General features: G+C 71.8%; 19 protein-coding genes. 11 read left to right on the forward strand and 8 right to left on the reverse strand.

The features are described from left to right. Positions 1–99 precede the first annotated feature (99 nt). The 3 genes from KUA19_RS31500 to KUA19_RS31510 are packed head-to-tail and all read left to right on the forward strand — an operon-like array spanning position 100 to position 1,804. Positions 100–897 (forward strand): class I SAM-dependent methyltransferase, encoded by a 798-nt coding sequence (locus KUA19_RS31500; RefSeq protein ID WP_308167758.1) that lies wholly within the window; start codon positions 100–102, stop codon positions 895–897. A gap of 2 nt (positions 898–899) precedes the next feature. Then, the gene (locus tag KUA19_RS31505) at positions 900–1,409 is read left to right on the forward strand and encodes a cupin domain-containing protein (RefSeq protein WP_217401865.1); all 510 of its coding nucleotides are present in this window, start codon (positions 900–902) and stop codon (positions 1,407–1,409) included. Beyond that, a complete protein-coding gene (locus tag KUA19_RS31510) occupies positions 1,406–1,804 on the forward strand; it encodes a VOC family protein (protein WP_217401867.1) in 399 nt (132 codons plus the stop codon). Before KUA19_RS31505 ends, KUA19_RS31510 begins: the two co-directional genes overlap by 4 nt. A gap of 116 nt (positions 1,805–1,920) precedes the next feature. Here the strand turns inward: KUA19_RS31510 and KUA19_RS31515 are convergent, their stop codons facing one another. Then, positions 1,921–2,631, reverse strand: a complete 711-nt coding sequence (locus tag KUA19_RS31515; RefSeq protein WP_254550402.1) for a helix-turn-helix domain-containing protein — start codon at positions 2,629–2,631, stop codon at positions 1,921–1,923. A gap of 65 nt (positions 2,632–2,696) precedes the next feature. On the opposite strand from KUA19_RS31515, the gene KUA19_RS31520 reads away from it, so the two are divergent. Continuing rightward, positions 2,697–3,911 carry a benzoate/H(+) symporter BenE family transporter gene (locus KUA19_RS31520; RefSeq protein ID WP_217401869.1) on the forward strand — a complete coding sequence of 405 codons (1,215 nt, stop codon included), beginning with the start codon at positions 2,697–2,699 and terminating at the stop codon, positions 3,909–3,911. Here the strand turns inward: KUA19_RS31520 and KUA19_RS31525 are convergent. After that, the gene (locus KUA19_RS31525; RefSeq protein ID WP_217401871.1) at positions 3,845–4,519 is read right to left on the reverse strand and encodes a hypothetical protein; all 675 of its coding nucleotides are present in this window, start codon (positions 4,517–4,519) and stop codon (positions 3,845–3,847) included. The genes KUA19_RS31520 and KUA19_RS31525 overlap by 67 nt on opposite strands. Next, entirely contained in the window at positions 4,516–5,253 is a 738-nt protein-coding gene (locus tag KUA19_RS31530) for an ATP-binding cassette domain-containing protein (RefSeq protein ID WP_217401873.1), read from the reverse strand. The genes KUA19_RS31525 and KUA19_RS31530 overlap by 4 nt, the downstream gene beginning before the upstream one ends. A gap of 178 nt (positions 5,254–5,431) precedes the next feature. Between KUA19_RS31530 and KUA19_RS31535 the strand changes: the two genes are divergently transcribed. From KUA19_RS31535 to KUA19_RS44745, 4 genes are all read left to right on the forward strand, one after another. Next, on the forward strand, positions 5,432–6,493 hold the full coding sequence (locus KUA19_RS31535) for a hypothetical protein (protein WP_217401874.1): 1,062 nt from the start codon (positions 5,432–5,434) through the stop codon (positions 6,491–6,493). Between the two features lie 151 nt (positions 6,494–6,644). Further along, complete coding sequence (locus tag KUA19_RS31540) at positions 6,645–7,619, forward strand: hypothetical protein (protein WP_217401876.1); 975 nt, start codon at positions 6,645–6,647, stop codon at positions 7,617–7,619. Between the two features lie 274 nt (positions 7,620–7,893). Next, a complete protein-coding gene (locus KUA19_RS31545; protein WP_308167765.1) occupies positions 7,894–14,385 on the forward strand; it encodes an RHS repeat domain-containing protein in 6,492 nt (2,163 codons plus the stop codon). A gap of 64 nt (positions 14,386–14,449) precedes the next feature. Then, complete coding sequence (locus tag KUA19_RS44745) at positions 14,450–15,445, forward strand: WD40 repeat domain-containing protein (RefSeq protein ID WP_217401878.1); 996 nt, start codon at positions 14,450–14,452, stop codon at positions 15,443–15,445. Between the two features lie 79 nt (positions 15,446–15,524). On the opposite strand, the gene KUA19_RS31555 is transcribed toward KUA19_RS44745, so the two are convergent. The 4 genes from KUA19_RS31555 to KUA19_RS31570 all read right to left on the reverse strand — a co-directional run bounded on the left by KUA19_RS31555 (position 15,525) and on the right by KUA19_RS31570 (position 19,200). Further along, positions 15,525–16,670, reverse strand: a complete 1,146-nt coding sequence (locus KUA19_RS31555) for a YeiH family protein (protein ID WP_217401880.1) — start codon at positions 16,668–16,670, stop codon at positions 15,525–15,527. Next, positions 16,670–16,831: a hypothetical protein gene (locus KUA19_RS31560; protein WP_217402068.1), complete on the reverse strand. Its 162-nt coding sequence runs from the start codon at positions 16,829–16,831 to the stop codon at positions 16,670–16,672. Before KUA19_RS31560 ends, KUA19_RS31555 begins: the two co-directional genes overlap by 1 nt. A gap of 117 nt (positions 16,832–16,948) precedes the next feature. Further along, positions 16,949–18,586: a RecQ family ATP-dependent DNA helicase gene (locus KUA19_RS31565; protein WP_217401881.1), complete on the reverse strand. Its 1,638-nt coding sequence runs from the start codon at positions 18,584–18,586 to the stop codon at positions 16,949–16,951. Between the two features lie 74 nt (positions 18,587–18,660). Further along, a complete protein-coding gene (locus KUA19_RS31570) occupies positions 18,661–19,200 on the reverse strand; it encodes a protealysin inhibitor emfourin (protein ID WP_217401883.1) in 540 nt (179 codons plus the stop codon). 75 nt (positions 19,201–19,275) lie between these two features. On the opposite strand from KUA19_RS31570, the gene KUA19_RS31575 reads away from it, so the two are divergent. Beyond that, positions 19,276–19,776 carry a DUF1990 domain-containing protein gene (locus tag KUA19_RS31575; protein ID WP_217401885.1) on the forward strand — a complete coding sequence of 167 codons (501 nt, stop codon included), beginning with the start codon at positions 19,276–19,278 and terminating at the stop codon, positions 19,774–19,776. A 103-nt stretch (positions 19,777–19,879) separates the two neighbouring features. Here the strand turns inward: KUA19_RS31575 and KUA19_RS31580 are convergent, their stop codons facing one another. Beyond that, complete coding sequence (locus KUA19_RS31580; protein ID WP_217401887.1) at positions 19,880–20,944, reverse strand: hypothetical protein; 1,065 nt, start codon at positions 20,942–20,944, stop codon at positions 19,880–19,882. A gap of 229 nt (positions 20,945–21,173) precedes the next feature. On the opposite strand from KUA19_RS31580, the gene KUA19_RS31585 reads away from it, so the two are divergent. Then, positions 21,174–21,980 (forward strand): HEAT repeat domain-containing protein, encoded by an 807-nt coding sequence (locus KUA19_RS31585; protein WP_217401889.1) that lies wholly within the window; start codon positions 21,174–21,176, stop codon positions 21,978–21,980. 31 nt (positions 21,981–22,011) lie between these two features. Then, positions 22,012–23,106 carry a threonine aldolase family protein gene (locus KUA19_RS31590; RefSeq protein ID WP_217401891.1) on the forward strand — a complete coding sequence of 365 codons (1,095 nt, stop codon included), beginning with the start codon at positions 22,012–22,014 and terminating at the stop codon, positions 23,104–23,106. Positions 23,107–23,109: the final 3 nt, after the last annotated feature.

The raw sequence follows: 23,109 nt of genomic DNA on the forward strand, positions 1-23,109 counted from the left end.
GATTTAACTACGTGGATGGTAGTGTCCGGGCCTGGCCCGGTCGATAGTTTTCGCGTGAAATCAGTCGACATTCAGGATAAGTCAGTTGAGACTGGCCCCGTGAGCCAAGATCGCACATTCGAGGAACTGCTGGCCGAGGGTGCCGCGGTGCCGGTGGACGGGTGGGACTTCTCCTGGTTCCAGGGGCGGGCCACCGAACAGCGGCCCGAGTGGGGGTACGCGAAGCTGTTGGCGCGGCGGATGGCCACCGCCCGCGCGGCCCTGGACCTGCAGACCGGCGGCGGCGAGGTGACCGGCGAACTGGAGCAGGCCCCGCCGGTGCTGGTGGCGACCGAGGGCTGGCCGCCGAATCTGGCCCTGGCCCGACGCAACCTGGCCCACCTCGGGGCGACCGTGGTCGACCACGCCGACCGTGACCCGCTTCCGTTCCCGGACGCGTCGTTCGACCTGGTGGTGAGCCGCCACCCGACCGTCACCGACTGGGCCGAGGTGGCGCGGGTGCTGACCCCGGGCGGGACATACCTGTCGCAGCAGGTCGGACCACGGTCGATGTTCGGGCTGGCGGAGTTCTTCCTCGGCCCGCTGGACGGCGGCACCGCGCGCGACCCCGAGGTGATGGCGGCGGGGGCGCGGGCGGCCGGGCTCGAGGTCGTCGACCTGCGCTCGGCCTCGCTGCGTACCGAGTTCCTCGACGTCGCGGCGGTGGTGGTCTACCTGCGCAAAGTCATCTGGATCGTGCCGGGCTTCGACGTGGCGACCCATCGTGACAGGTTGCGCGAGCTGCACGAGTTGATCGAACGGGAGGGGTCGTTCACCGCGTACAGCACCCGGTTCCTGATCGAGGCGCGTAGGCTCGGACCGGTCGGCGCGCGCGCTCGTCAAGATCGTACAGTCTGATCATGATCCAGGACGCTCATCCAGGGGCACCGTTCCGCCCGGTGCTCACCCGCCATGCCGACGCCGAGACCTGTGCCGACCCCAGCAGCGTGATCACGCTGCTGGCCGACTCGGACACCACCGCCGACGGCTTCACCAGCTACCGGTCCAGCTTCGCCATGGGTGCGGTGGGCGCGCCCGCCCACTTCCACACCCGGGCGAGCGAGCTGTTCTTCGTCCTCAGCGGTTCGCTGCGGGTGCTGGTGGGCGAGGAGATCACGACGCTGGGGGCGGGGGACTTCCTGGCCGTGCCGCCGCACACCCCGCACGCCTTCGCGGCGGCGCCGGGCTGCGAGGCCGACGTGCTGTTCGTGTTCACGCCGGGCATGGGCCGGTTCGACTACCTGCGCCTGCTGGGCCGCGTCATGCGCGGCGAGGCCGACCCGAAGGAGATCGCGGAGTCGGCGCAGCGGTTCGACAACCACTACGTCGACAGTCCCGTGTGGCGGGCCGCCCTGGCGGCGTCGGCGTGATCGACTCCAGCACCCACGTCCGGATCGCCCGGCCGTCGCGGGACCTCGTCGCCGCCGAGCGGTTCTACGTGCACGGCCTGGGCCTTTCGGTCCTGTGGCGTACCGGCGAGCGCGTTCCCGGCGAGCACGACCTGCTGATGGTCGGCCCGCGCGACGGTGCCTGGCACTTCGAGCTCACCCACGACCCCGACAACCCGCTGCAGCCCACCCCGACGGTGGACGACCTGTTCGTGGTCTACCTGGGCGAGCCGGTCGACGCGACCCTGGTCGACCGGCTCACGGCAGCGGGCGGCACCCGGGTTCGCGCGCACAACCCGTACTGGGACGAGCACGGGGTGACGATCGCGGACCCCGACGGCTACCGCCTCGTCCTCTGCGTACGCACCTGGGGCTGACCGACGAGCGGGCCCGCTCGGTTCGCGCACTTTCCGGGAACTGCACGAAAGCCGGCCGGGATTCGTGCACTTCCCCGGAAACTGCCGGGCCCGCGCTGGCGGGGCACCACGGGACGCTAGCGCGGGTAGCGGATCAGCAGGCTGGCGGTGACGGGGGTGTCGCCGACGGCGGCGTATACGTGCGGCACGTCAGCCTGCCAGGTCAGGTGCTCGCCGGGGCCCGCGAGCAACGGCGCCTCGGCGGGTCCGGCGCGCAGCACACCGCTGAAGACGGTGATGTGCTCGGTGACCCCGGCGTGGTGCGCGGGCGAGTTCTGCGCGGGGCCGGGCGGGACCGTCATCCGGTACAGCTCGAAGGTCACCCCCGGCTCGTCGAACACGTGCAGCAGCACGGCCTCGACCGCGGTGCCTCGGACCACGGCCGTCTCGGCCGCATCCAGCAGCGCGGTGATCGGCACGCCTAGCGCGGCCGTCACCGACCACAGCGTGTCCAGGGTCGGGTTGCGGGTGCCGAGTTCCAGCCCCGACAGCGTCGCCTTGCCGATCCCGGCGCGCCGGGCCAGCTCGGACAGGGACACCCCGGCCGCCTCGCGCAGGCGCCGCAGCTTCGGACCGATCTCGCCGCCCACGCCGAGGACTGGCGCAGTGCTGGTGCCCTGGCGGCCGTGCGGCGCTTCGGGGCCGGTGCCTCGGCCTGCTGCGGGAAGGTCGCGCGGCACGCCGGGGCCGGGGGCAGGGGTGATGCCGTCGCGTGGCGCTGCCGGGTCGGGGGCCGTCGTGGGCGGGTCGGGTCGGCGGCTGCGGCCGGTTGCCGGGCCTGTGGTCATGGGGCTATCGTGCCCGATGAGTGGGCGTTCCGTATACGGAACGGCAGGGTCGGGAGGGACGGGGCATGGGGCGGACGCTGCAACCGGTGCTGGCCGGGCTGGTGACGGCGCTGGTCGGGTTCGCCAGCACGTTCGCCGTGGTGCTGGCCGGGCTGCGCGCGGTCGGCGCAGACCAGCGGCAGGCCGCCTCGGGGCTGTTGGCCGTCAGCGCCGCCGCCGGTGTCGTCGCGATCGTGCTCGGGCTGCGGCACCGGTTGCCGATCAGCATCGCCTGGTCCACGCCCGGCGCCGCGCTGCTGGCCGCCACCGGCCCGGTCGCGGGCGGGTTCGCGGCGGCGACCGGCGCGTTCCTGCTCACCGGTCTGCTGATCATCGTGGCGGGGCTGTTCGCGCCACTGGAACGGGCGATCACCGCCATTCCGCGCCCGATCGCCTCGGCGATGCTGGCCGGGGTGCTGCTCAACCTGTGCCTGGCCCCGGTGCGCGCGCTGTCGGAGGTGCCGAGGCTGGCCATCCCGGTGATCGTGATCTGGGCGCTGCTGAGCCGGTTCGCGGCCCGTTGGGCGGTGCCCGCCGCGCTGGCGGCGGCGGCCGTGGCGATCGCGCTCACCACCTCGGGCACCCCCGGCGGCGTGGCGGTACGACCCGAGCTGTCCTTCACCGTGCCGACGTTGACGCTTCCGGCCGTGGTCAGCCTGGCCCTGCCGCTGTTCCTGGTCACCATGGCCTCGCAGAACGTGCCGGGCATGGCCGTGCTGCAGGGGTACGGCTACACCCCGCCGCTGCGCCCGGTGCTCACCGGCACCGGCCTGGCCACCGCGGTCGCCGCGCCGTTCGGGGCGCACGCGGTCAACCTCGCCGCGATCACCGCCGCGCTGGCGGCCGGACCCGACGCGCACCCCGACCCGCGCCGCCGCTGGGTCGCCTCGGTCACCGCGGGCGCCGGAATGATCACCCTCGGGCTGTGCGCCACCGCCGCGACGGCGCTGGTGCTGCTGTCACCGCCGGTGCTGATCGAGGCGGTGGCGGGGTTGGCGCTGCTGGGCGCCCTGGCCTCGGCGCTGGCGGGGGCGTTCACCCCGGAGCCGGGGCGGGCCGCCGCGGCGGTCACGTTCGTGGTCACCGCCTCGGGGGCGAGCCTGCTCGGGATCGGGGCCGCGTTCTGGGGCCTGGTCGCGGGCGGGTTGATGCTGCTGCTGCACGCCGAAGGGCTTCAGGCCCGGCTGCGGCGCAGGCGGGCGTACCCCCAGGCGGCCGCGGCCGACCAGAGCACCGCCTGACCCACGACCGTGACCACCTCGGCGGTCGGGTATAGGCCGGAGGTGGTCAGTCGGGTGGTCGCCATCAACGGCGGCACCAGCCACTGCAGCGGCGAGGCCTTGAGCCCCAGCACGATCGCCAGCACCGAGCCGGTGACCAGCACCGCCGCGCCGTTGCCCGCGCTGCGGGTGACCGCGCGGCTGGCCAGCGCGCCCAGCGCCACCGCGCACGGCAGCGCCAGCAGGTGCGCGACGAGCCCGATCGTGGTGCCGGAGCCGTCGTCGGGCTTGAGCGCACCCGCCAGCCACGGCGCCGCCATCGCCATCGCCACCGTCACGAGCCCGGCCGCGGTCGCGGCGAGCAGCCCGGAGGCGAGTTCGCGGCGCGGCGAGCCGACGGCGGTCACGGCCAGGCGGCGCTGCACGTCCGGTTCGACGTCCAGCAGGATCTTGGTCTGCCAGGCCAGCAGCGGGAACAGCACCAGCGCCGAGACGCCGTACGCCTCGGCGGCGCGGGCCTGGCCCCCGCCGTACAGGATGGACAGGGCGGCCGCGGCGGCGATCAGCGGCGCCACCGCCCGCCCGGTGCGGACGAAGCCCAGCAACCGCAGCCTGGTCAGTGCGATCACGAGCCGACCTCCTCGCGTACCCGCAGCACCTGATGTCCCTGCGCGCGCAGCCGCGCCACCGCCTCCGGCAGGTCCGCGGCGGTCACCGCCACCTCGACGACGCAGGTCTGCGCCGGGGCGCCGGACTCCACCGCGACGGTGCCGTCGACCACGGTCCAGCGCGTCGCGCCGGGCAGCCGCACGGTCTCGCCGCGATGGTCGCTGAGCAGCACCGAGCCGCCGCTCGCGGCGACCTCCAGCACGATCTCGGGCACCAGGTCACGGGTGGCCGCGTCCAGGCCCTCCCACGGCTCGTCGAGGATCAGCAGGCGCGGCGGCACCAGCAGGGCCTGCGCCAGACCCACCTTCTGCGCGGTGCCCTTGGACAGCTCGGGCAGCCGCACCTGCCGGAACGCACCCAGCCCCAGCCGCTCGATCCAGGCCTCCGCGGCCGCGCGCGCCGCCGGTGTCGGCAGTCCGCGTACGGCGGCCGCCCCGGTCAGGTATGCCGAGACCGTGAACGGCTGGTCGGCGGGGAAGCGCTCGGGCACCCAGCCGACCGCCGTCGGACGGTCGGCGACGCGGCCTCGGCCGGGGCGCAGCACCCCGGCCGCCAGCTGCAGCAGCGTCGACTTTCCGGCGCCGTTGCGGCCCAGCACGACGACGATCTCGCCGGGGCGGACTGTTGCCGTCACACTCCGCAGCACCCACGGGCCGCTGCGGGCGTAGCGCAGCCATACGTCGTCGAGTCGCATGTCCGCGATTGTGGCAGCCGTCCAGGCTCGCGATGCGCCGACAACGCTGGGAATCAGCTGAGCGAAGGTGAACCAGCTTCACCATATATACCAATTACGAAAGTATGTACCTTTCGCGACTTATGCGGATTACATTCCTTGTAGCCCGTTTCACATCCCCGAACGGTGGAGAGTCGCCATGCGTCCTGCGTTGCGGCGTGGTCTGCTGCTGCTGACCGCGATCGTCGTCGTAAACCTCGGCCTGCCCGTCGCGGGAGCCTCCGCCGCGGCGAAGCTCAGCCACCGCAAGGCCACCGACATGTTCCGCGACGCGGGCATCACCTGGTGGTCCAGCGGCAACTGCGCCGATCGCAACAAGCCCAGCTGCACGTCCTTCGAGGACGTCCGGCGTACCACGGTCGAGGGCCTGCTCACCCTGCGCGAGGCGAGCGACTGCGCGATCATGGTCACCGGCGGCACCGAGACCGGCCACGGTTCGGGCACCTACACCCACTGGAACGGGTGGAAGCTCGACATCAGCAAGTACAGCTGCATCGGCAACTACATCAAGAAGTACTTCAAGTACGTGGGGCTGATCAAGGGCTGGGGTTACCAGTACCGGGCGCCGTCGGGGAACCTGTACACCGACGAGGGCAACCACTGGGACATCATCTTCTACAGCTGCGGTGGCTGCGACGACGGCGCCAACATCTCGCCTTCGCCGTCCACTTCGCCCGCACCGGGTTCCCCGGCACCGAGCGCGTCGCCGTCCCTGTCGCCGTCGCCGGCACCGAGCGCGTCGCCCTCGGCCTCGTCCTCCGCGTCGCCGTCGCCCAGCCCGGCGGCGGGGCCGATCGTGCCCGTCGGGACGCCTTCGCCGTCCGTCTCGCCCTCGACCTCCCTTTCGCCGTCGCCGTCGCCGTCGGTCTCGCATTCGGGGAGCGTGGTGCCCGGGGTGTCGCCGTCCGCCTTGCCGGGCTCGCCGGCACCGAGCCCGACCGGAACACCGTCGGCCGCCCCGGCCGCGTCGCCTTCGTCGAACCCGGACGACCCGCCGTGGGGCGTCGGCGCGGCGCCGGTCACGCGACCCGACTCGGTCCGCAAGATTCCGCCGTCCGGGGTGGTGGGGCCGGGCGGGACGGTGGTCGGTGACCCGGCGCTGCCGCGGATTCCAGGCAAGGTCCTGCGCTCGGTGGACCCGGAGCCGTCCGTACCGCCCCGGATCGTCGATCCGGCCCGTATCGGTGCCCCGTTGGGGTGACCCACGCGCACTGAGCTGCGACGACCCGGCGCGGTCCGCGCGCCGGGTCGGGTAGCCGACTGGCACCCAGTCCATTTCGGAGCAGACTGAAGCTTCACGCCTGCCCGGGCGTGTGCGGCGAAATCTCTCTCCGTATAGGAAGCGAGTGCTCGTGAAGAACATCATCAAGCGGCTGCTGCCGGGGTCGGTGCTGGCCGGGCTGCTGGCGGCGCTGCTGCCCGGCGCCCCCGCGGCGGCGGCGGGCCCGCACGTGATCGACCTCGGCACGCTGACCGGCACCTGCTGCAGCCAGGCCTTCGACATCAACGACCACGGCGTGGTCGTCGGCGAGAGCCAGATCGGCACGCAGGAGAACCCACCGGAGCGGGCGTTCCGCTGGCGCAACGGACACATGCAGGACCTCGGCACGCTGGGCGGGCCCCGCGCGTGGGCGGCGGCGATCAACAACAGCGGCGAGATCGCCGGCGCCAGCGCGCTGCCCGACGGCAGCGTCCACGCCTTCCGCTGGCGTCCCGGATACGGCATGCAGGACCTGGGCACTCTCGGCGGCGACAGTGTCGCGGTCGGGATAGACGAGGCGGGCAACGTCGTCGGCTACTACGCCGACGGCACCGGGGGGCTCGGCGGCTTCCGCTGGCACAACGGGGTGATGACCGCGCTGACCACGGGGGCGGGCGACCCGTTCGTCCCCGCCGCGGTCAGCGCGAACGGCATCATCGCCGGAACGACGGCCGGGGTGGCCGCCACCTGGAAGAACGGCGTGATCCAGACCGTCTCGGGCGGCACCGCCACCGGCGTCAACCGGTTCGGTGACGTCAGCGGCGACGCCGGGCAGGGCGTGTTCCTGCGCAAGGGCGGCGTGCTGGGTGACCTGGCCCTGCCCGCGGGCAGCGCGTACGGCAGCAGCACCGACCTCAACGACTGCGCCGACGTGGTGGGCTGGCGGACCGACGGCTACCTGTTCCGGGCGGTGTGGTGGCCCAAGGGCGGTGCGCCGAAGCTGCTGCCGGGGCTGCGTGGCGGTCAGACGATGGCCTGGGGCAACAACAACAAGGGCCAGATCGTGGGTCAGTCCAATCTGAACGCGACCACCGGCGAGTACCACGCGGTGCTCTGGACGTACTGAGCATCGACGACGGCCCGTGTCCGCGCTGGCGGACGCGGGCCGTCCGTTTTGGCGGGCGGCAGGAGCTCGGCGCCCAGCCGTTACTCAGTCGTGATCTGGGGTTCCTCGAAGGGGGTCAACGCATTTTCATGATTCATGGCAACCTGTCGCTGCCCTGCGGTGGTCGATCGTCACCACCGCGCAACGGGGGAGCGCCGAGGAGGTTGCCGTGTTACAGCGGCAGGGAATCTATAGAAGCAGATGGCTCGCACGTGGACTGACCGCGTTGGCCGTCGTGACAGTGGTCGTCCACGGCACAGGTGCGGCAGTGGCCGCGCCGCGCCGCCCGGCCGCGCCGCCGGCGACGAGCCGCGTCGAGGCGGTGGCGGGCGTGTACGCCGTGCCGTCGCACTTCCAGAACCGGCCCAATCCGGCCGGGCGCAACTTCACGCCGACGGCCCCGCGGTGGCCCGCGGCGGGCACGTCGACGGTGACCGTCCAACCTGACCGGTCCCCGCGGACCCCGTCCGCCGGTGCGCCGGTGTGGGCGCGGGCGAAGGCCGGCGGCTCGTCGTCGGCCCTCGGGGTGCGCGTGTACGACCAGGCCACCGCGGCCGCGGTGGGCGTGCACGGAGTGGTGTTCACGGTGGCCGCGGACCGTTCCGGCCCGGTCACGGTGGGCCTGGACTACAGCGGGTTCGCGCAGGCCTACGGCGGCAACTACGCCAGCCGGCTGCGCCTGGTGCGCCTGCCCGACTGCGCGCTGACCACTCCTGATGCGGCGCGCTGCCGTGTTCCGTCGCCGGTGACCGGCGCCGCCAACGACGTCGTCGCCCGCAGCGTCTCCGGGGACGTCGACCTGACTCCCGCCGCCACGACCGGCGTCACCGCCCTTGCCGCCGCGCGGCCGTCCGGCGTGGTGGTGCTCGCCGCGACGTCGGACGAAGGTGAGGAGGGCGGCGCGGGCGGCACGTACGCCGCGACCGACCTCAAGCCGTCCGGAAGCTGGAGCGGCGGCGGCTCCACCGGCTCCTTCAACTACTCCTACCCGCTCCAGCCGGCCGGGGCGGCCACCTCGCTGCTGCCGAAGCTGGGTCTGGCCTACGACTCGGGCAGCATCGACGGCCAGACCGCCTCGACCCAGGCGCAGGCGTCCTGGATCGGCGACGGCTGGTCGATGCCCCGCTCGTTCATCGAGCAGTCGTTCATCCCGTGCGCCGACGACCCGGAGGGCACGGCGTCGCCGCAGAAGACCCAGGACCGCTGCTACGACGGCAAGATCCTGACGCTGTCGCTCAACGGCTCGTCCACCTCGCTGGTGTGGGACTCCGGCGCCTCGAAGTGGCGGCCGAAGCTCGACGACGGCTCGGTGGTGACCCAGGTCGTCAACTCGAACAACGGCCAGGGCACCTACAACACCGATTACTGGACCGTCACCACCCGGGAGGGCACGGTCTACACCTTCGGGCGCAACCGGCTGCCCGGCTGGAGCAGCGGCAAGGCGACCACGAACTCGGTGGACTACACCCCGGTGTTCTCGGCGCACTCCGGTGACCCGTGCTACAACGCGGCCGGGTTCAACTCCTCGGTCTGCACCATGGCCTACCGGTGGAACCTCGACTACGTGGTCGACGCGCACGGTAGCGCCATGTCCTACTACTACAAGCAGGACACCAACTACTACGGCCAGAACAAGGGCGCCTCGAACGTCAAGTACATCCGGGACAGCCACGTCGACCGGATCGACTACGGCTTCACCGACGGCAACGCCTACGGCACCGTGCCCAGCCGGATCGTGTTCAACACCGGCGACCGCTGCCTGACCGGCACCTGCCAGCCGCTGAACGCCGCGAACAAGGCCAACTGGCCCGACGTCCCGTTCGACCTGGTCTGCGCCTCCGGGGCGACCTGCTCCGCGTGGTCGCCGGCCTTCTTCTCCACCGTCCGGCTGACGTCGGTGGAGTCGCAGCAGTGGTCCACCGCGACCTCGCAGTACGTCCCGGTCGACACCTACACGCTGACCCAGACCCTGCCGCCGACCGGGGACGGGACCTCGCCCACGCTGTGGCTGTCCCAGATCGTGCACAAGGGCTCCGACCTGTCGGGCAACGCCGGTGCCGGCTCGCCCATCACCATGCCGGCGGTCACGTTCGGCGCGGTGCAGCTGCAGAACCGCGTGGACACCGTCACCGACGGGCTCCCCGCGTTCTACAAGTACCGCGTGCAGAACATCACCACCGAGTCCGGTGCCCAGATCACCGTCACCTACGGCCTGGCCAACCCCTGCACGGCGCCGGTGACCGTCGCCCCCGCGACGAACACGACGTCGTGCTACCCGGTGTCGTGGACGCCGCCGGGCTACACCGACCCGTTCATCGACTGGTTCAACAAGTACGTCGTCACCAAGGTGACCACCACCGACCCGACCGGCGGCGCGCCCGCCTACGTCAAGTCGTACAGCTACCTGGGTGGTGCCGCCTGGCACTTCGACGACAACGAGCTGGTCAAGGCCAAGTACCGGACCTACGGCCAGTTCCGCGGCTACGGCGACGTGAAGACGTTCACCGGTGACGGGGTCAACGACCCGCGGGAGCTCTCCGAGGCCACCTACTACCGGGGCATGTCGAAGAACAACAACAGCACCGTCGTCAACGTGACCGACTCCCTGGGCGGCGTGCACGAGGACCTCGACGAGCTCGCGGGCAAGGCCCTGGAGAACACGTCCTGGCTGGGCGAGGGCGGGACGGTGGACCACTCGTCCATCACCTCCTACTGGCTGTCGGCGCCGACCGCGACCCGCACCCGCACTGGCCTGCCGAGCCTGACCGCCAGGACCGTCGCGCCGGTGCTCACGCTGGATCGGCAGGCGGTCACGGGCTCGGGCGCCACGACGTGGCGCTACACGGCGACGGAGACGACCTACGACACGTCGGGCAGCTCAGCGACGTTCGGCCTGCCGCTGCGCGTCTACAACCACACCGTCCCGGCCGACCCGGCCTACGACAAGTGCACCGTCACCAGCTACGCGGCGGCGAACACCGCGAAGAACATCACCGGGCTGGAGAGCCAGGTCGAGACCGACTCCGTCGCCTGCGGCGGGTTCACCCAGGGCAGCCCCCAGTCGGTGCCGGGCTCGGTCAACACGCTGACCGCGCCCGCGTCGGTGTCCCGGCCGGCCCAGGTCGTGTCGCACGTGCGCAACTTCTACGACGACGCCACCTTCTCCACGACGTTCCCGCAGACCGGCGTGCCGACCAAGGGCGACGTCACGATGGTGCGCGAGGCGGTCGACTACACCGGCGGCGCCTTCGTCTACCAGACGACCGCGCGCTCGGTGTTCGACGCGCTCGGTCGGCAGACCCACGCCTACAACGCCAACGGCGACGACACGCAGACGGCGTTCACGATGGACAGCGTCGGCCTGACGACCGGGCAGTCCATCACGAACGCGCTCGGGCAGGTCACCTCCAGCACGCTGGCACCGGCTCGCGGGCTGACCCTGACCGCGACCGACATCAACGGGCTGGTGACCACCCAGCGCTACGACGCGCTCGGGCGGCTCACCTCCGTGTGGACGAATTCGCGCAGCACCTCGCTGCCGGCCAACCACAAGTTCAGCTACGTGATCGCCAACAACGGCGTCTCGGCGTCCACGACGCAGAAGCTGAACGACTCGTCCGGCTACATCACCTCGACCCTGATCTACGACGCGCTGCTGCGTCCGCGACAGACCCAGGCGATGACGCCGCAGGGCGGACGGCTGATCACCGACACCTTCTACAACAGCCGCGGTGAGCCCGCGACCAAGTACAACGGCTGGTGGGACGCGGCCACGACGCCCAACACCACGCTGGTGTCGGCCGCCGATCTCCATGCCGCCGTGCCGGACCAGGGCTTCCTCACGTACGACGGCCTGGGTCGCACGGTGATCGAGGTGTCGGCCAAGAACGGCGTGGAGGTCTCCCGGACCACGACCGTGTACAACGGCGACCGGACCACGGTCATCCCGCCGATCGGCGGCCTGGTCGAGACGACCGTGGTCGACGTGCTCGGACGCACCGTCGAGGTGGACCGCTACGCCACCGCGCCGACGCTGAACACGCCCGCGAACACCTTCACCGGCGTCTTCAGCGTCACCGGCGGCACCAAGCGCGCGGTGACCTACGGGTACGACAACCGCGGCAATCAGTCGACCATCCAGCAGGGCACCAACGGCCCGACCTGGACCGACACGTACAACCTGCGCGCACGGGTCGTCGCCAAGAGTGACCCGGACGCCGGTACCAGCACCTTCGTCTACGACGCCATGGGCAACCAGATCCAGTCGACCGACGCCCTCGGCAAGACCGTCTCCACCACCTACGACGCGCTCGGCCGCAAGACCGGGCGGTTCCTGTCCACGGTGGCCGGTCAGGTGCCGGGTGCCGCCGGGAACCAGCTCGCGGCGTGGATCTACGACAACGCCAACAACGCCGTGCCCACCATGGGTTACCCCAAGGGGCATCTCACCACGACGATCTCGTACGCCGGTGGGAACACGTACACGAAGCAGCAGAGCAACTACAACGTGTTCGGCGAGTCGACCGGGATCACCGTGACGGTCCCGGCCAGCGAGGGCAACCTGGCCGGGACGTACACCTTCACCCAGCTCTACACGGCCACCACCGGCCTGGCGCTGAAGGACGTCTTCCCGGCCGCCGGCGGCCTGCCCTCGGAGACCGTGCTGCACGGCTACAGCGGGGCCCTGGACCTGCCCAACACCCTGGGCGGTCTGACCGGTTACAGCCAGGGCACCTCGTACGACGCGTACGCCCGGGTGACCCAGCAGACCCTCGGGGCGGCGCCGAACCTGGCGTACGTCACGAAGACCTGGGACGACCACACCGGCCGGCTCAGCGACCAGCTGATCACCCGGGCGGTGGCCACCCCCACCAACGTCGACGAGCAGGCCTACCGGTACGACCTCAGCGGCAACATCACCAGGCAGGTCTCGACCCGCCTGGGCAGCGCCGCCAGCTCCGAGACCCGCTGCCACACGTACGACGACCTGAACCAGCTGTCGGCGTCCTGGACCGCCACCGACGACTGCGCGACGTGGCCGTCGACTCCGAGTCACGGCATGGTCGGCGACAGTCTCGGCAGCTCGTCGGCCTACTGGACCAGCTGGGAGTTCGACGACCTCGGCGACCGCAGCCAGCAGGTGCAGCACGCCTTCACCGGCGGTCCGTCGGCGGACATCACCACCGGCTACACGTACGGGACCGGCGGCGCGCAGCTGCACACGCTGACCGGCACCACGACCAGCGGTGGCAGCACCGGCTCGTCCAGCTACACCTACGACGTCGCGGGCAACATGAAGACCCGCGCCGCCGGGCTGGGCAGCCAGTCGTTCCAGTACAACGACGCCGGGCAGCTCACCTCCGTCACCGGCGGCACCGGCGGACCGTCGTCGTTCCTGTACGACGCCGACGGTGCGCTGCTGCTGCAGAAGGACCCCGGTACGACGACGCTGTACCTGGGCACGCAGCAGCTGGTGCTCAACACGACCACGGGCAACGTCACCGGCAGCCGGTACTACAACCTGCCCGGCGGCGGGCAGGTGGTGCGCACGGGGACCGGCAGCAACTACAAGTTCGCGATCGGCGACCACCAGGGCACCCCGATCCTGTACCTGGACAGCACGGCCCAGGTGCCGACGTGGCGCCAGTACACCCCGTACGGCGGAGCGCGTGGCACGGCGGTGGCGGCACCGGACAACCACGGCTTCCTCGACAAGCCGATGGACGCCAACACGGGCCTGACGGTGGTGGGATCGCGACATTACGATCCCGCGGTCGGCCGGTTCGTCACCGTCGACCCGATCCTGGAGGTCACCGACCCGAGCCAGCTCAACGGCTACGGGTACGGCGGCAACAACCCGAACACCCACGCCGACCCGACCGGAAACCGGTTCGCCGAGGACGATCCGGGTCTCGACAAGATCGCCAAGCAGCTCGACGACCTGGCCAAGGAGAAGGCCAGGCTGTTCGGCAAGGGCCGCAGCATCATCGCGGTCCAGAACACCGAGACCGGCAAGGTCGGTTGGGGCGTCAACGGCAGGGGCTGGCACGACCCGGTCACCGGTGAGCTGATGGAGGGTGCTGCCCGGGTCTGCGGCGAGGACAACGCGTGCCGCAATGTCGGCCTCGACCCGAACAACCCCGCGGACAGGGCGAAGGCCGACTTCTCGAAGCCATACAAGGGGAGTCTGGGCACGGGTGCCGAGCCCGTGCCGAACAAAGTCTGCGACGCCCGCTGCCAGCAGAATTTCGTAGAGGAGCAGTTCCCCAAGAACACCCTGGCCGCCGACGGGCCGGATGGTTCGCCCGGCACCTGGGAGAAGACCCGGGCGGCGAACGCCGCCGCGGCGGCGGCCGAGTCCGAGGCCGCACTGGCCAGGAGCGCGACAGCGTTCAGGTATGCCAGCAACGGTGTCAAGGCACTGGGCGTCGTCGGCGCGGTGGCGGCGGTCGGGTTCACCGTCTACGACATCGCGAACGCCCCGCCGGACCAGCGCGCCGAAGTGGCCGTGAAGGATGTGTCGTCGCTGGCCGGTGGTCTGGCCGGTGGCCTGATCGGGGCGGAGATCGGCGCCCAGATCGGCATCGTCGGCGGGCCGGTCGGCATGCTGGTCGGCGGGGTTGTCGGCGGCATCGTCGGCGGGATCGTCGGCAGCGGCATCGGTGCCAGCGTCGGTAACACCCTGTGCGACGCCGGGCATGCGGTCGCCAGCTTCTTCGGCTGGTAGCAGTACCCGGTAGTGTGGCCCGGCGGGGCATCCCGCCGGGCCACGCGCGCGTTAGGGTGACGCGGTGATCTACCCGTTCAACCTGTGGGGCCAGCCGCTGCGCCAGATCGAGTGCGCCGAGCTGGACGGTGCGACCCTGGTCTTCGCCGCCGGCGGCCCACCCGGCGCCGAGGTCCGCGTGTACGACGTCCGCGACGGCGATGTCCGCGCGGAGTACGGCATCGGCAGCTGGACCCACTTCCAGCAGCGCCCGCACCGCGTCGTGCGCGGTGCGGGCGGGCCCGTCCTGGCGATCGGCATCGACAACCACGGCGAGCCCGAGCCGGGTCTGGGCGGCCACTTCGTCCGCCTGCTGGACCCGCTGACGGGCGTGCCCGCTGGGCCGAGCCTGCCCAGCCCCGACGTCGTGATCGGGCTGGCGCGATTCACCGAGCATGGGCGGGACATCCTCGTGGTCGCCGACGCCGACGGCGGCTTCAGCCAGTTCGACCCGCAGACCGGCCAGGCGGTGCGCCCCCGAGTCGGCGGCGGCCACCGGACCGAGTCGGCGGCGGTGGCGACAGTGGCCGACGGCCGGACCCTCGCGGTGGCGGGCACGTTCGACGGCAGCCTCACGGTGTGGGATCTCGCGGCGGGCCGCCCCCTGTGGACGGACGACACGAGCGAGGAGTTCGCCTTCGCGGTCGCCTTCGGCTCGGTCGGCCCTGCGGCGTTCCTGGCCGTGGCCCGGTCGTCGAAGCATGTGGAGCTACGCGACGCGCTCACCGGCGTGCCGGTGGCCGAGCCGTTCCCGCTCGATCCGGACTACCCGCCGCGGCTGGGCTTCGGTGAGATCGGCGGCGCCGCGGTGCTCTACGTCGGCAGCGGGGAGCGGTTCGACTGCGTGGATCCGGCGACCGGGCGGCGCCTGCGGCCCACCCGCGAGTGGCCCGACGAGATCGCGGTCATGCAGGCCGCGGTGGTCGACGGCCGCCCGGTGCTGTTCGTGGTGGACGACTACGTGATGTGCGAGCTGGACGCCGAGACCGGCGAGGTGCTGGTCGGCTGGACCGACCGCTGACGTCGCCGCGCGGGTGCGCGGTGCGGTTGCCGGGTCGGCGTTGACGGCGCCGACCCGGCGGACGTACCCGGTTCCGTGCTCAGACGGTGAAGCCGTGGAAGAGCAGGGCGGCCAGCCCCAGGCCGACAGCGAGGTTGACCACCGTCGCGGCGCCGAAGACGGTGATCGGGCGCCACCCCGCCTCGCGCAGTGCCGAGATCCGCAGCTGCAGGCCGATGCTGACGAAGGCCAGGATCAGGAACCACACCCGCAGGTCGTTGACGACACCGATGACCTTCTTGGCCTCGGCGGCGGCCGTGTTGTTGACGTACCAGGTGCCGACGGCCGACGCGGCGACGAAGCCGAGCACGAACTTCGGGAACCGTTCCCACAGCTGGCCCAGGCCCGGCCGCTTCGCGTCGGCCGACTTCTCCACCTTGAACGCGAACCACGCCGTCAGCGCCACCGCGACCACGCCGATGAGCGCGTTCTGGGTGGCCTTGACGATGGTGGCGATCTTCAGCGCGTCCTCGCCCGCCAGCGCCCCGGCGGCGGTGACCGCGGCGGTGGTGTCGATGTTGCCGCCGATCCAGGCACCGGCCACGGCCGGGGTCAGCCCGAGCGCGTCGGCCAGCCAGGGCAGGATGAAGATCGAGGGCAGGGCGAAGACGATGACCAGGCTCGCGGCGTACGCCAGCTGCTCGCGCCGGGCCCGGACCGCGCCCGCGGCGGCGATCGCCGCGCTGACGCCGCAGATCGACACCGCCGCCGACAGCAGCGCCCGCAGCTTGTCGTCGAGGCCGAGCAGCCCGCCGAAGTACCAGGTGAACAGGAACACCGTGGTGATCAGCAGCAGCGCCTGCAGGATGGCCGGACCGGCCGCCTTGACGATCAGGCTGAGGTTGATCGAGGCGCCGAGCAGCACCAGGCCGGTCTTGATGAAGAACTCGGTACGGATCGCGTCGGCGATCCGGTCCCGCAGACCGAACAGGGTGATGATGAGGTTGCCGACCAGGCCCAGCGCGATCGCGTAGATCGGGTACTCGATCGCGAGCGAGAACTTCTCCAGGCTGCTGCCCTTGGCCGCGGCCGGGACGAGATCCTCGAGCCAACGGGCACCGGCGCCGAGGAGGAGCACGAACAGCAGGCCGAGGACGGTCCACAGCAGGCTCGGGCGGGTCGCGGGCGCCTCGTCGGCGGTGGTGTCGGCGACGGCGTCGGGGGTGACGGGTTCGGTCTGGGTCATCACGGCACCAGCCCGACGGGGATTACCCCGGTCAGCACCAGCGCGATGAGGGCGAGCCCGACGATGGTGGCGGCCCAGTCCTCGTTGACGGACCACCGGCCGACGTGCGCCACCGCGGGCGGGGGGCTGTCGGGGGTGGATGGTTCGGGTGCGTCGCTCATGAGGGAGCCCTTTCGTGGCAGGGACGGCGACGCGGTTATACTATACAACCCCGGTAGGAATAGTCGAGATTGACCGCGACCTGCTACGACAAACGACACTACCGTTGGTTTCGGACGCTAGACCGACTCCATCACCAGCAGCCGCTGCGACTGCACCACCGGCACCGACAGCGTCTTGTAGCCGACCTCGTCGAACAGCACCGTCATCCGGTCTTTCTCGTAGCCCAGCACCGTGCCCGCGCCCCAGTCGGCGTGGCGCACCTTGCTGTGCGGCGGGAACGGCACGTCGTCCGAGATCACCTCGGAGGTGCCGCCGTGGCAGCTGTCGCAGTGTCCGCACGGCTGGTTCAACTGCTCGCCGAAGTACGCCAGCAGCGCCTGCATCCGGCACCCGCGCTGCTCGGCGAAGCGCCGCATCAGGTCGATCCGGGATCGCTGACCCGCCTGGTGGCGCTCGTAGTCGGCCAGCGCCTCCCGGGCGGCCTGGTCGGGCAGGGGTGCGAAGCGCGGGACGCTGATCTCGCCCTTGACGCTGATCGCCGCCGCCCCGACCTGCTCCAGCATGGTCAGGTAGCTGGTCAGCTTGCGCGGGCCGATGCCGGTCGTCTTGCCCAGCGCGGTGCGGTTCTTCACCGGCCCGCTGTGCAGCGCGGCGGCCACGGTGCGCAGCTCGGCGAAGTCCGGCGCGCCACCGGCGAAGAAGCGTTGCAGCGCCACGTCCTCGGCGCGGTGCAGCAGCAGCGCGTGCGCGGGCTCGCCGTCGCGCCCGGCCCGGCCGATCTCCTGCAGGTAGCTGTCGGGGGAGTCGGGCAGCGCGAAGTGGGCCACCCAGCGGATGTTCGGCTTGTCGATGCCCATGCCGAAGGCCGAGGTCGCCACCATGATCGGGATCTCGTCGGCGAGGAACTCCCGGTGGCGGCGGGCGCGCACGCCGGCGGCCATACCGCCGTGGTAGGCCTGCGCCTCGTGCCCGGCCGCGGTCAGCCGCTCGGCCAACTCCTCGGCGGCGGCGCGGGTCGGCACGTACACGATGCCCGGCGGTTTGCTCGCCTCCAGCAGCTGCAGTAGGCGCCGCCAGCGGTAGGCCTCGTCGGGGCAGTGGGTGGCCTCCAGGAACAGGTTCGGCCGGTCCAGCCCGGTCCGCACCATGACCGGCTTGCGCATGCCCAGGCGTCCGATGATGTCCTCGCACACCGGCGGGGAGGCGGTGGCGGTCAGCGCCACCACCGGCGGCCGGCCCAGGCCCCGGACGATGTGGCCCAGCGCCAGGTAGTCGGGGCGGAAGTCGTAGCCCCAGGACGAGATGCAGTGCGCCTCGTCGACGGCGACCAGGGCGGGTTTGAGCGCCCGCACCTCGGCCAGCCGCTCCGGCGAGCTGAGCTGCTCCGGGGTGATGAACAGGAACCGGGCCTTCCCCTCGCGCACCTCCTGCAGCGCCGCGGCCTGCCGGGCCGGGGTCTCGGCCGAGCTGACCCGCACCGCCCGCAGCAGCGGATTGCCGCGGTCGTTGAGGTTGCCGATCTGGTCGTGCTGCAGCGCCAGCAGCGGCGAGATCACCACCGTCGGTCCCTTCAGGAGGGTGGCGGTGACCTGGTAGACCGCGGATTTGCCGCCGCCGGTGGGCAGCACGACGACGGCGTCACGGCCGCGCAGCAGTGGGCGCATGGCGTCCAGCTGAGCCGGGCGCAGCCGGTCCCACCCGAAGTGGGACCGGGCCGCGCGGCGCAGCCGCAGGGAGCGGAAGAAAATCATCATCGCGGGGAGCGTAACCACCCGAGCCGACAGCGAAACCGATCCCGTATGCCGACAGTGACGCGTATGGATGAAGATCAGTTACCGGAAGCGTCCATGACCAGCAGCGCGACCTTCTGGGTGGCGACTGGAATATCTTTGTCACTCGGGCAGTCGGTGTAGGCCGAGATCGTCTTCTGCCCGGCCCGGTCCACGGTCACCGTGTAGTTGAACGCGTCCCGGCAGTTCGACGGCTGCGGGCTGCGCGCGGCCTCCTTGGCCAGCTCCGGATCGGCGGTCAGCGTCTGTAGCTGGCTGAGCTGGTCGGCGCTGAGCGTGCCGGAGGCCTGCTTGCCCTCCCGGCCCACCTTCACCCAACTGCCATCGCGCTCGACGCTGACGCGGTCGTTGACGCCCGCGATGCCGCCGGTCTTCTCGACGGTGACCGCGACGCCCGCGACGCGGCCGTCGGGCGACTCGGTGGTGCTCTCCGGGGTGTTGCCGGTGCCGGGGTCGGCGGCGGTGGCGCAGCCCGCGCCGAAGGCGAGCAACGCGGCCACGGCCGCGACGGTGAACAGACGAATGTGGCGCCGGGTGCCGCGGGTCGCGCGGGCCCCTGCTACAGGTCCAAGGTCCATGAGTGCGAGTCTATGCATCGGGGGACCGCCGCGCTCGGCGCCGTCGCCCCGGCCGGGCTGCGATAGCCTTCGGCCGTGTTCACATATGCCGAGGTCGGCGCCACTCGCGACGAGGTGCTGCCGCGCGGGTACCACCATCTGCGCTACCGGACCGTGCTCGGCGGCCCCGAGGCGATGGCGCCCGCGGCGCAGGCGGTGCTGACCTTCGCGGCCCAGCGCGCCATCGGCGTACGGATGGACGCCGCCGGTCCCCGGGCCGTGCCGGGCCTGCGCGTCACGTCCGGATTGGGCTTCGCGAACCTGCGCGTGCAGGCACCCTGCGAGGTGGTGTGGGTCGAGGACACCCCGACCCGCGCCGGTTTCGCCTACGGGACGCTGGCGGGCCACCCCGAGTGCGGCGAGGAGTCGTTCCTGGTGGAGCTGGTCGACGGGCGGGTGTGGTTCTCGGTGACCGCGTTCAGCCGACCGGCGCTGTGGTACACCCGGCTCGGCTCGTACGGCGTGGTGGGGTTCCAGCACCTGTACGCCCGCCTGCTCGGCCGGGCCCTGCGCCGCATCGCCGCGGCCGCGCACTGAACGCGCCGTGCCGCCGCCCGGGACGGCACGCGAGCATGTTGCCGGGCAATCGGGCGTATCTTGCGGCCCATTACGCCCGATTGCCCGGCAACTTCAACGGTGCCTAAAACTGGGAGTTGGCGCTGATGGTGAAGCCGGAGGTGACCGGGGCGCCGCCGACGTTGAAGCAGTTGACGTCGCGGACCACGGTGTCGGCGCCGATGTGCGCCCACGTCGTGTTCAGGCCGCAGAAGTCCGGCGTGGTGCCGAACGCGGTGACCTGCACGGTGTCCGGCAGGAACGCGATGTTCGGGAACGTGACCAGGAACAGGCCCGCGCCCGCGCCGACCAGCGTGTTGACGCCGAGGCCCGACACCGAGTTGAAGTTGGTCGTCGGCGCGCCCACCGGCGGCTTGAACCACAGGTAGCCGAAGTACTTCGGCGGGTAGGACGGGCCGTACAGCGAGACCTTCTGCTGGTAGGTCAGGGTGAAGCGGGTGTTCATCGGCGCACCGGCCGGGGTGAAGCAGTACACCCATACCCGCTGCTCGGCCGGGATGGAGTTCCAGTTGGCGACCTTGCAGCGGGCGTTGACGGTGCCGACCGGGGTGGCCTGCACGCTGCCGTCGACCGGACCGGCGCTGCCGATGCCGGGGAAGCGGACCAGCCACTGCCCGACCGCGAGCGGGGTCACCGTGTTGGCGGCGCCGACCGCGTTGTACTGGCTGACGATGGCGCCGGTGGACTGCGTGTCGACGTACCCGAACGGGCCGAAGCCGCTGATGCCCGAGCTCTGCGAGAAGATCGCGCTGAACCCGCTGTTGTCCAGCACGCCTCCGACCTTGAAGCAGCGGATGATGACGATCTCGTCCGCGCCCGAGGGTCCGAAGTTCTCGACCTGGCAGGAGTGCGGCGCGGTGTTGATCGCGGTCACGTGCGCCACGCCGCCGACGACGGCCTGGCCGGGGAACTTGACCTGGTAGCGGCCGACGCCGATCGGGACGACGGTGGTGGCCGCGGGCGTGGTGCCGGAGGCTACGACGGCGGCGCCGTTCCACAGTACGAAGCCGAACCGGTTGGGCACCGCGGCCTGGGCCGGGGAGGCGGCCGTGAGCACGGTGGCGAGCAGGGCGAGCAGGGTGAACAACGGAGCCAGGACGCGGCGCGACCGAGAGGACGGTCTGTGCATGTCCGACACCTTTCCGTGAGGGGGACGGAGTCGCGCGCCAGCAAAGCATTGAGACGTATTGATCTGAAGGCTTCTGTCGGATAGACATCGATCGGTTCATCGCATGTTTCGTGGAGATCACGTCGCTGGCCGGGGCGGGTGAGATCGACTCGGAAACGGCACACACAGCGTGTGCGATCAGCCGGATAGTGGCTGGGCGAAGAGGCGGTCGTCCTGTCAGGATGCAGGAATGAGCGAGCTGGCTGACGACCCCGTCCGGCTGTTCTCCGCTTCGGTGCACGCGTACCACGCGGAGCCCTACGACGACGACGCCTTCCGCGATCCACTGCTGCGGCTGGCCACAGGGGGTGCGGGCACCGCCGTCGACCTCGCCCGCACCCGCCTGCGCGACGACGACACGGCCGTGCGCGCCGCGGCCGCCCGGCTGTTGCGCGTGCTCGACGAGGTCGGCGGTGACAGTGGCCGCGAGGAGGTGGCGGCGCTGCTGACCGACGTGATCGGCGAGGAGAAGGAACCCGACGTGCTGTGCGCCATGATCGAGGCGCTGGGTGGCAGCGGCCGCCCGCACGCGCTGCCGATCCTGGTCGGCCTGGCCGGACACCCCGACGGCGACGTGCGCCACCAGGTCGCCGCGGCGCTGCCCGCCGTGATGGCCGGGCCGGGCCAGGCCGAGGGGGTGGCCGCGCTGATCCGGCTGAGCGCCGACACCGAACCGCACGTGCGCGACTGGGCCACCTACGGGCTGGGCACCGAGCTCGACACGGACACCGAGGCGATCCGGGCGGCACTGTGGGCGCGCACCGGTGACACGTACGTTCCGGCGTTCGAGGAGGGCGTGCACGGGCTGGCCCGGCGCAAGGATCCGCGGGCGGTCGGGCTGGTGGCGGCGGTGCTCGCCGACGAGGGAGCCAGCGACCTGACCTTCTCCAGCGCCGCCGCGCTGGGCGACCCGTCGCTGGTGCCGCTGCTGGCGGCGTACGACCAGAGCGATCCGCTGGTCGTGGCGGCCCTGGCCGCCTGCGCCGAACCCCGGTGAGGTCCGCCGCGCCGCGTGGCATCATGGCGCGGTGACCGAGGACCCCGCCGAGCGGCGTCGCCGCGCCCAGCGCGGCTGCGACCGGATTCTGTCCGCGCACCGCGTGCCGATCATGCGCGAGCAGCTCGCCCTGCTCGACAGCCTCGACCTGGACGGCTGGCCAGACTTCTACGGCGGCGGCCCGGTCACCGAACTGGAACGTCGGGTCGCCGAGCTGCTCGGCAAGCCCGCCGCCGTGTTCTTCCCGACCGGCACCATGGCCCAGCAGGTCGCGCTGCGCTGCTGGGCCGAGCGCACCGGCAGCCCGGTGGTGGCGCTGCACCCGCTCAGCCACGTCGAGGCGCTCGAACGCGGGGCGTACGAGTCGCTCAGCGGCCTGCGCGGCGTCTTCCCCACCCGGGAGCCGCGCCAGCCCACCCCGGCGGAGGTGCGCGACCTCGACGAGCCGTACGGCACGCTGCTGGTCGAGCTGCCGCTGCGCGAGCCCGGCTTCCTGCTGCCCAGCTGGGACGAGCTGACCGAGCTGGTCGCGGCGGCCCGCTCGCGCGGGGCGCGGGTGCACTTCGACGGCGCCCGGCTGTGGGAGTCGGCGCCCCACCTGGGTCACGACCTGGCCACCATCGCCGGGCTGGCCGACAGTGTGTACGTGTCGCTGTACAAGACCCTCGGCGGCCTGGCCGGGGCCGTCGTGGCCGGTCCGGCCGACTTCGTCGCGCAGGCGCGCGCCTGGCGGCACCGCTACGGCGGCAACCTGTTCCAGCAGTGGCCCGCCGCGCTGACCGCCCTGGCCGGACTGGACCGCGAGCTGCCCCGGCTGCCGGAGTACGTAGCCCACGCCAAGGTGGTGGCCCAGGCCCTGGCGAAGCTGCCGGGCGCCCTGGTGCACCCGGCCGTGCCGCACACGCACCAGTTCCAGCTGTGGCTGCCCGGCCCGGCCGAGCGCCTCAACGAGGCCATGATCGCCCTGGCCGAGCAGCGCAGGATCTGGCTGTGCAACGCGTTCACCGACCGCGCCCCCGGTCGCGCGATGGCCGAGATCACCGTGGCCGGTCCGGCCCTGGCCTGGTCGGCCGACGACGTGGTCGAGGCGGGGCTCGCCCTGCTCGCGCTGGCCGATCCGGCCTGACAG

The sequence above is a fragment of the Catellatospora tritici genome, from assembly GCF_019083965.1.
Taxonomy (GTDB): domain Bacteria; phylum Actinomycetota; class Actinomycetes; order Mycobacteriales; family Micromonosporaceae; genus Catellatospora; species Catellatospora tritici.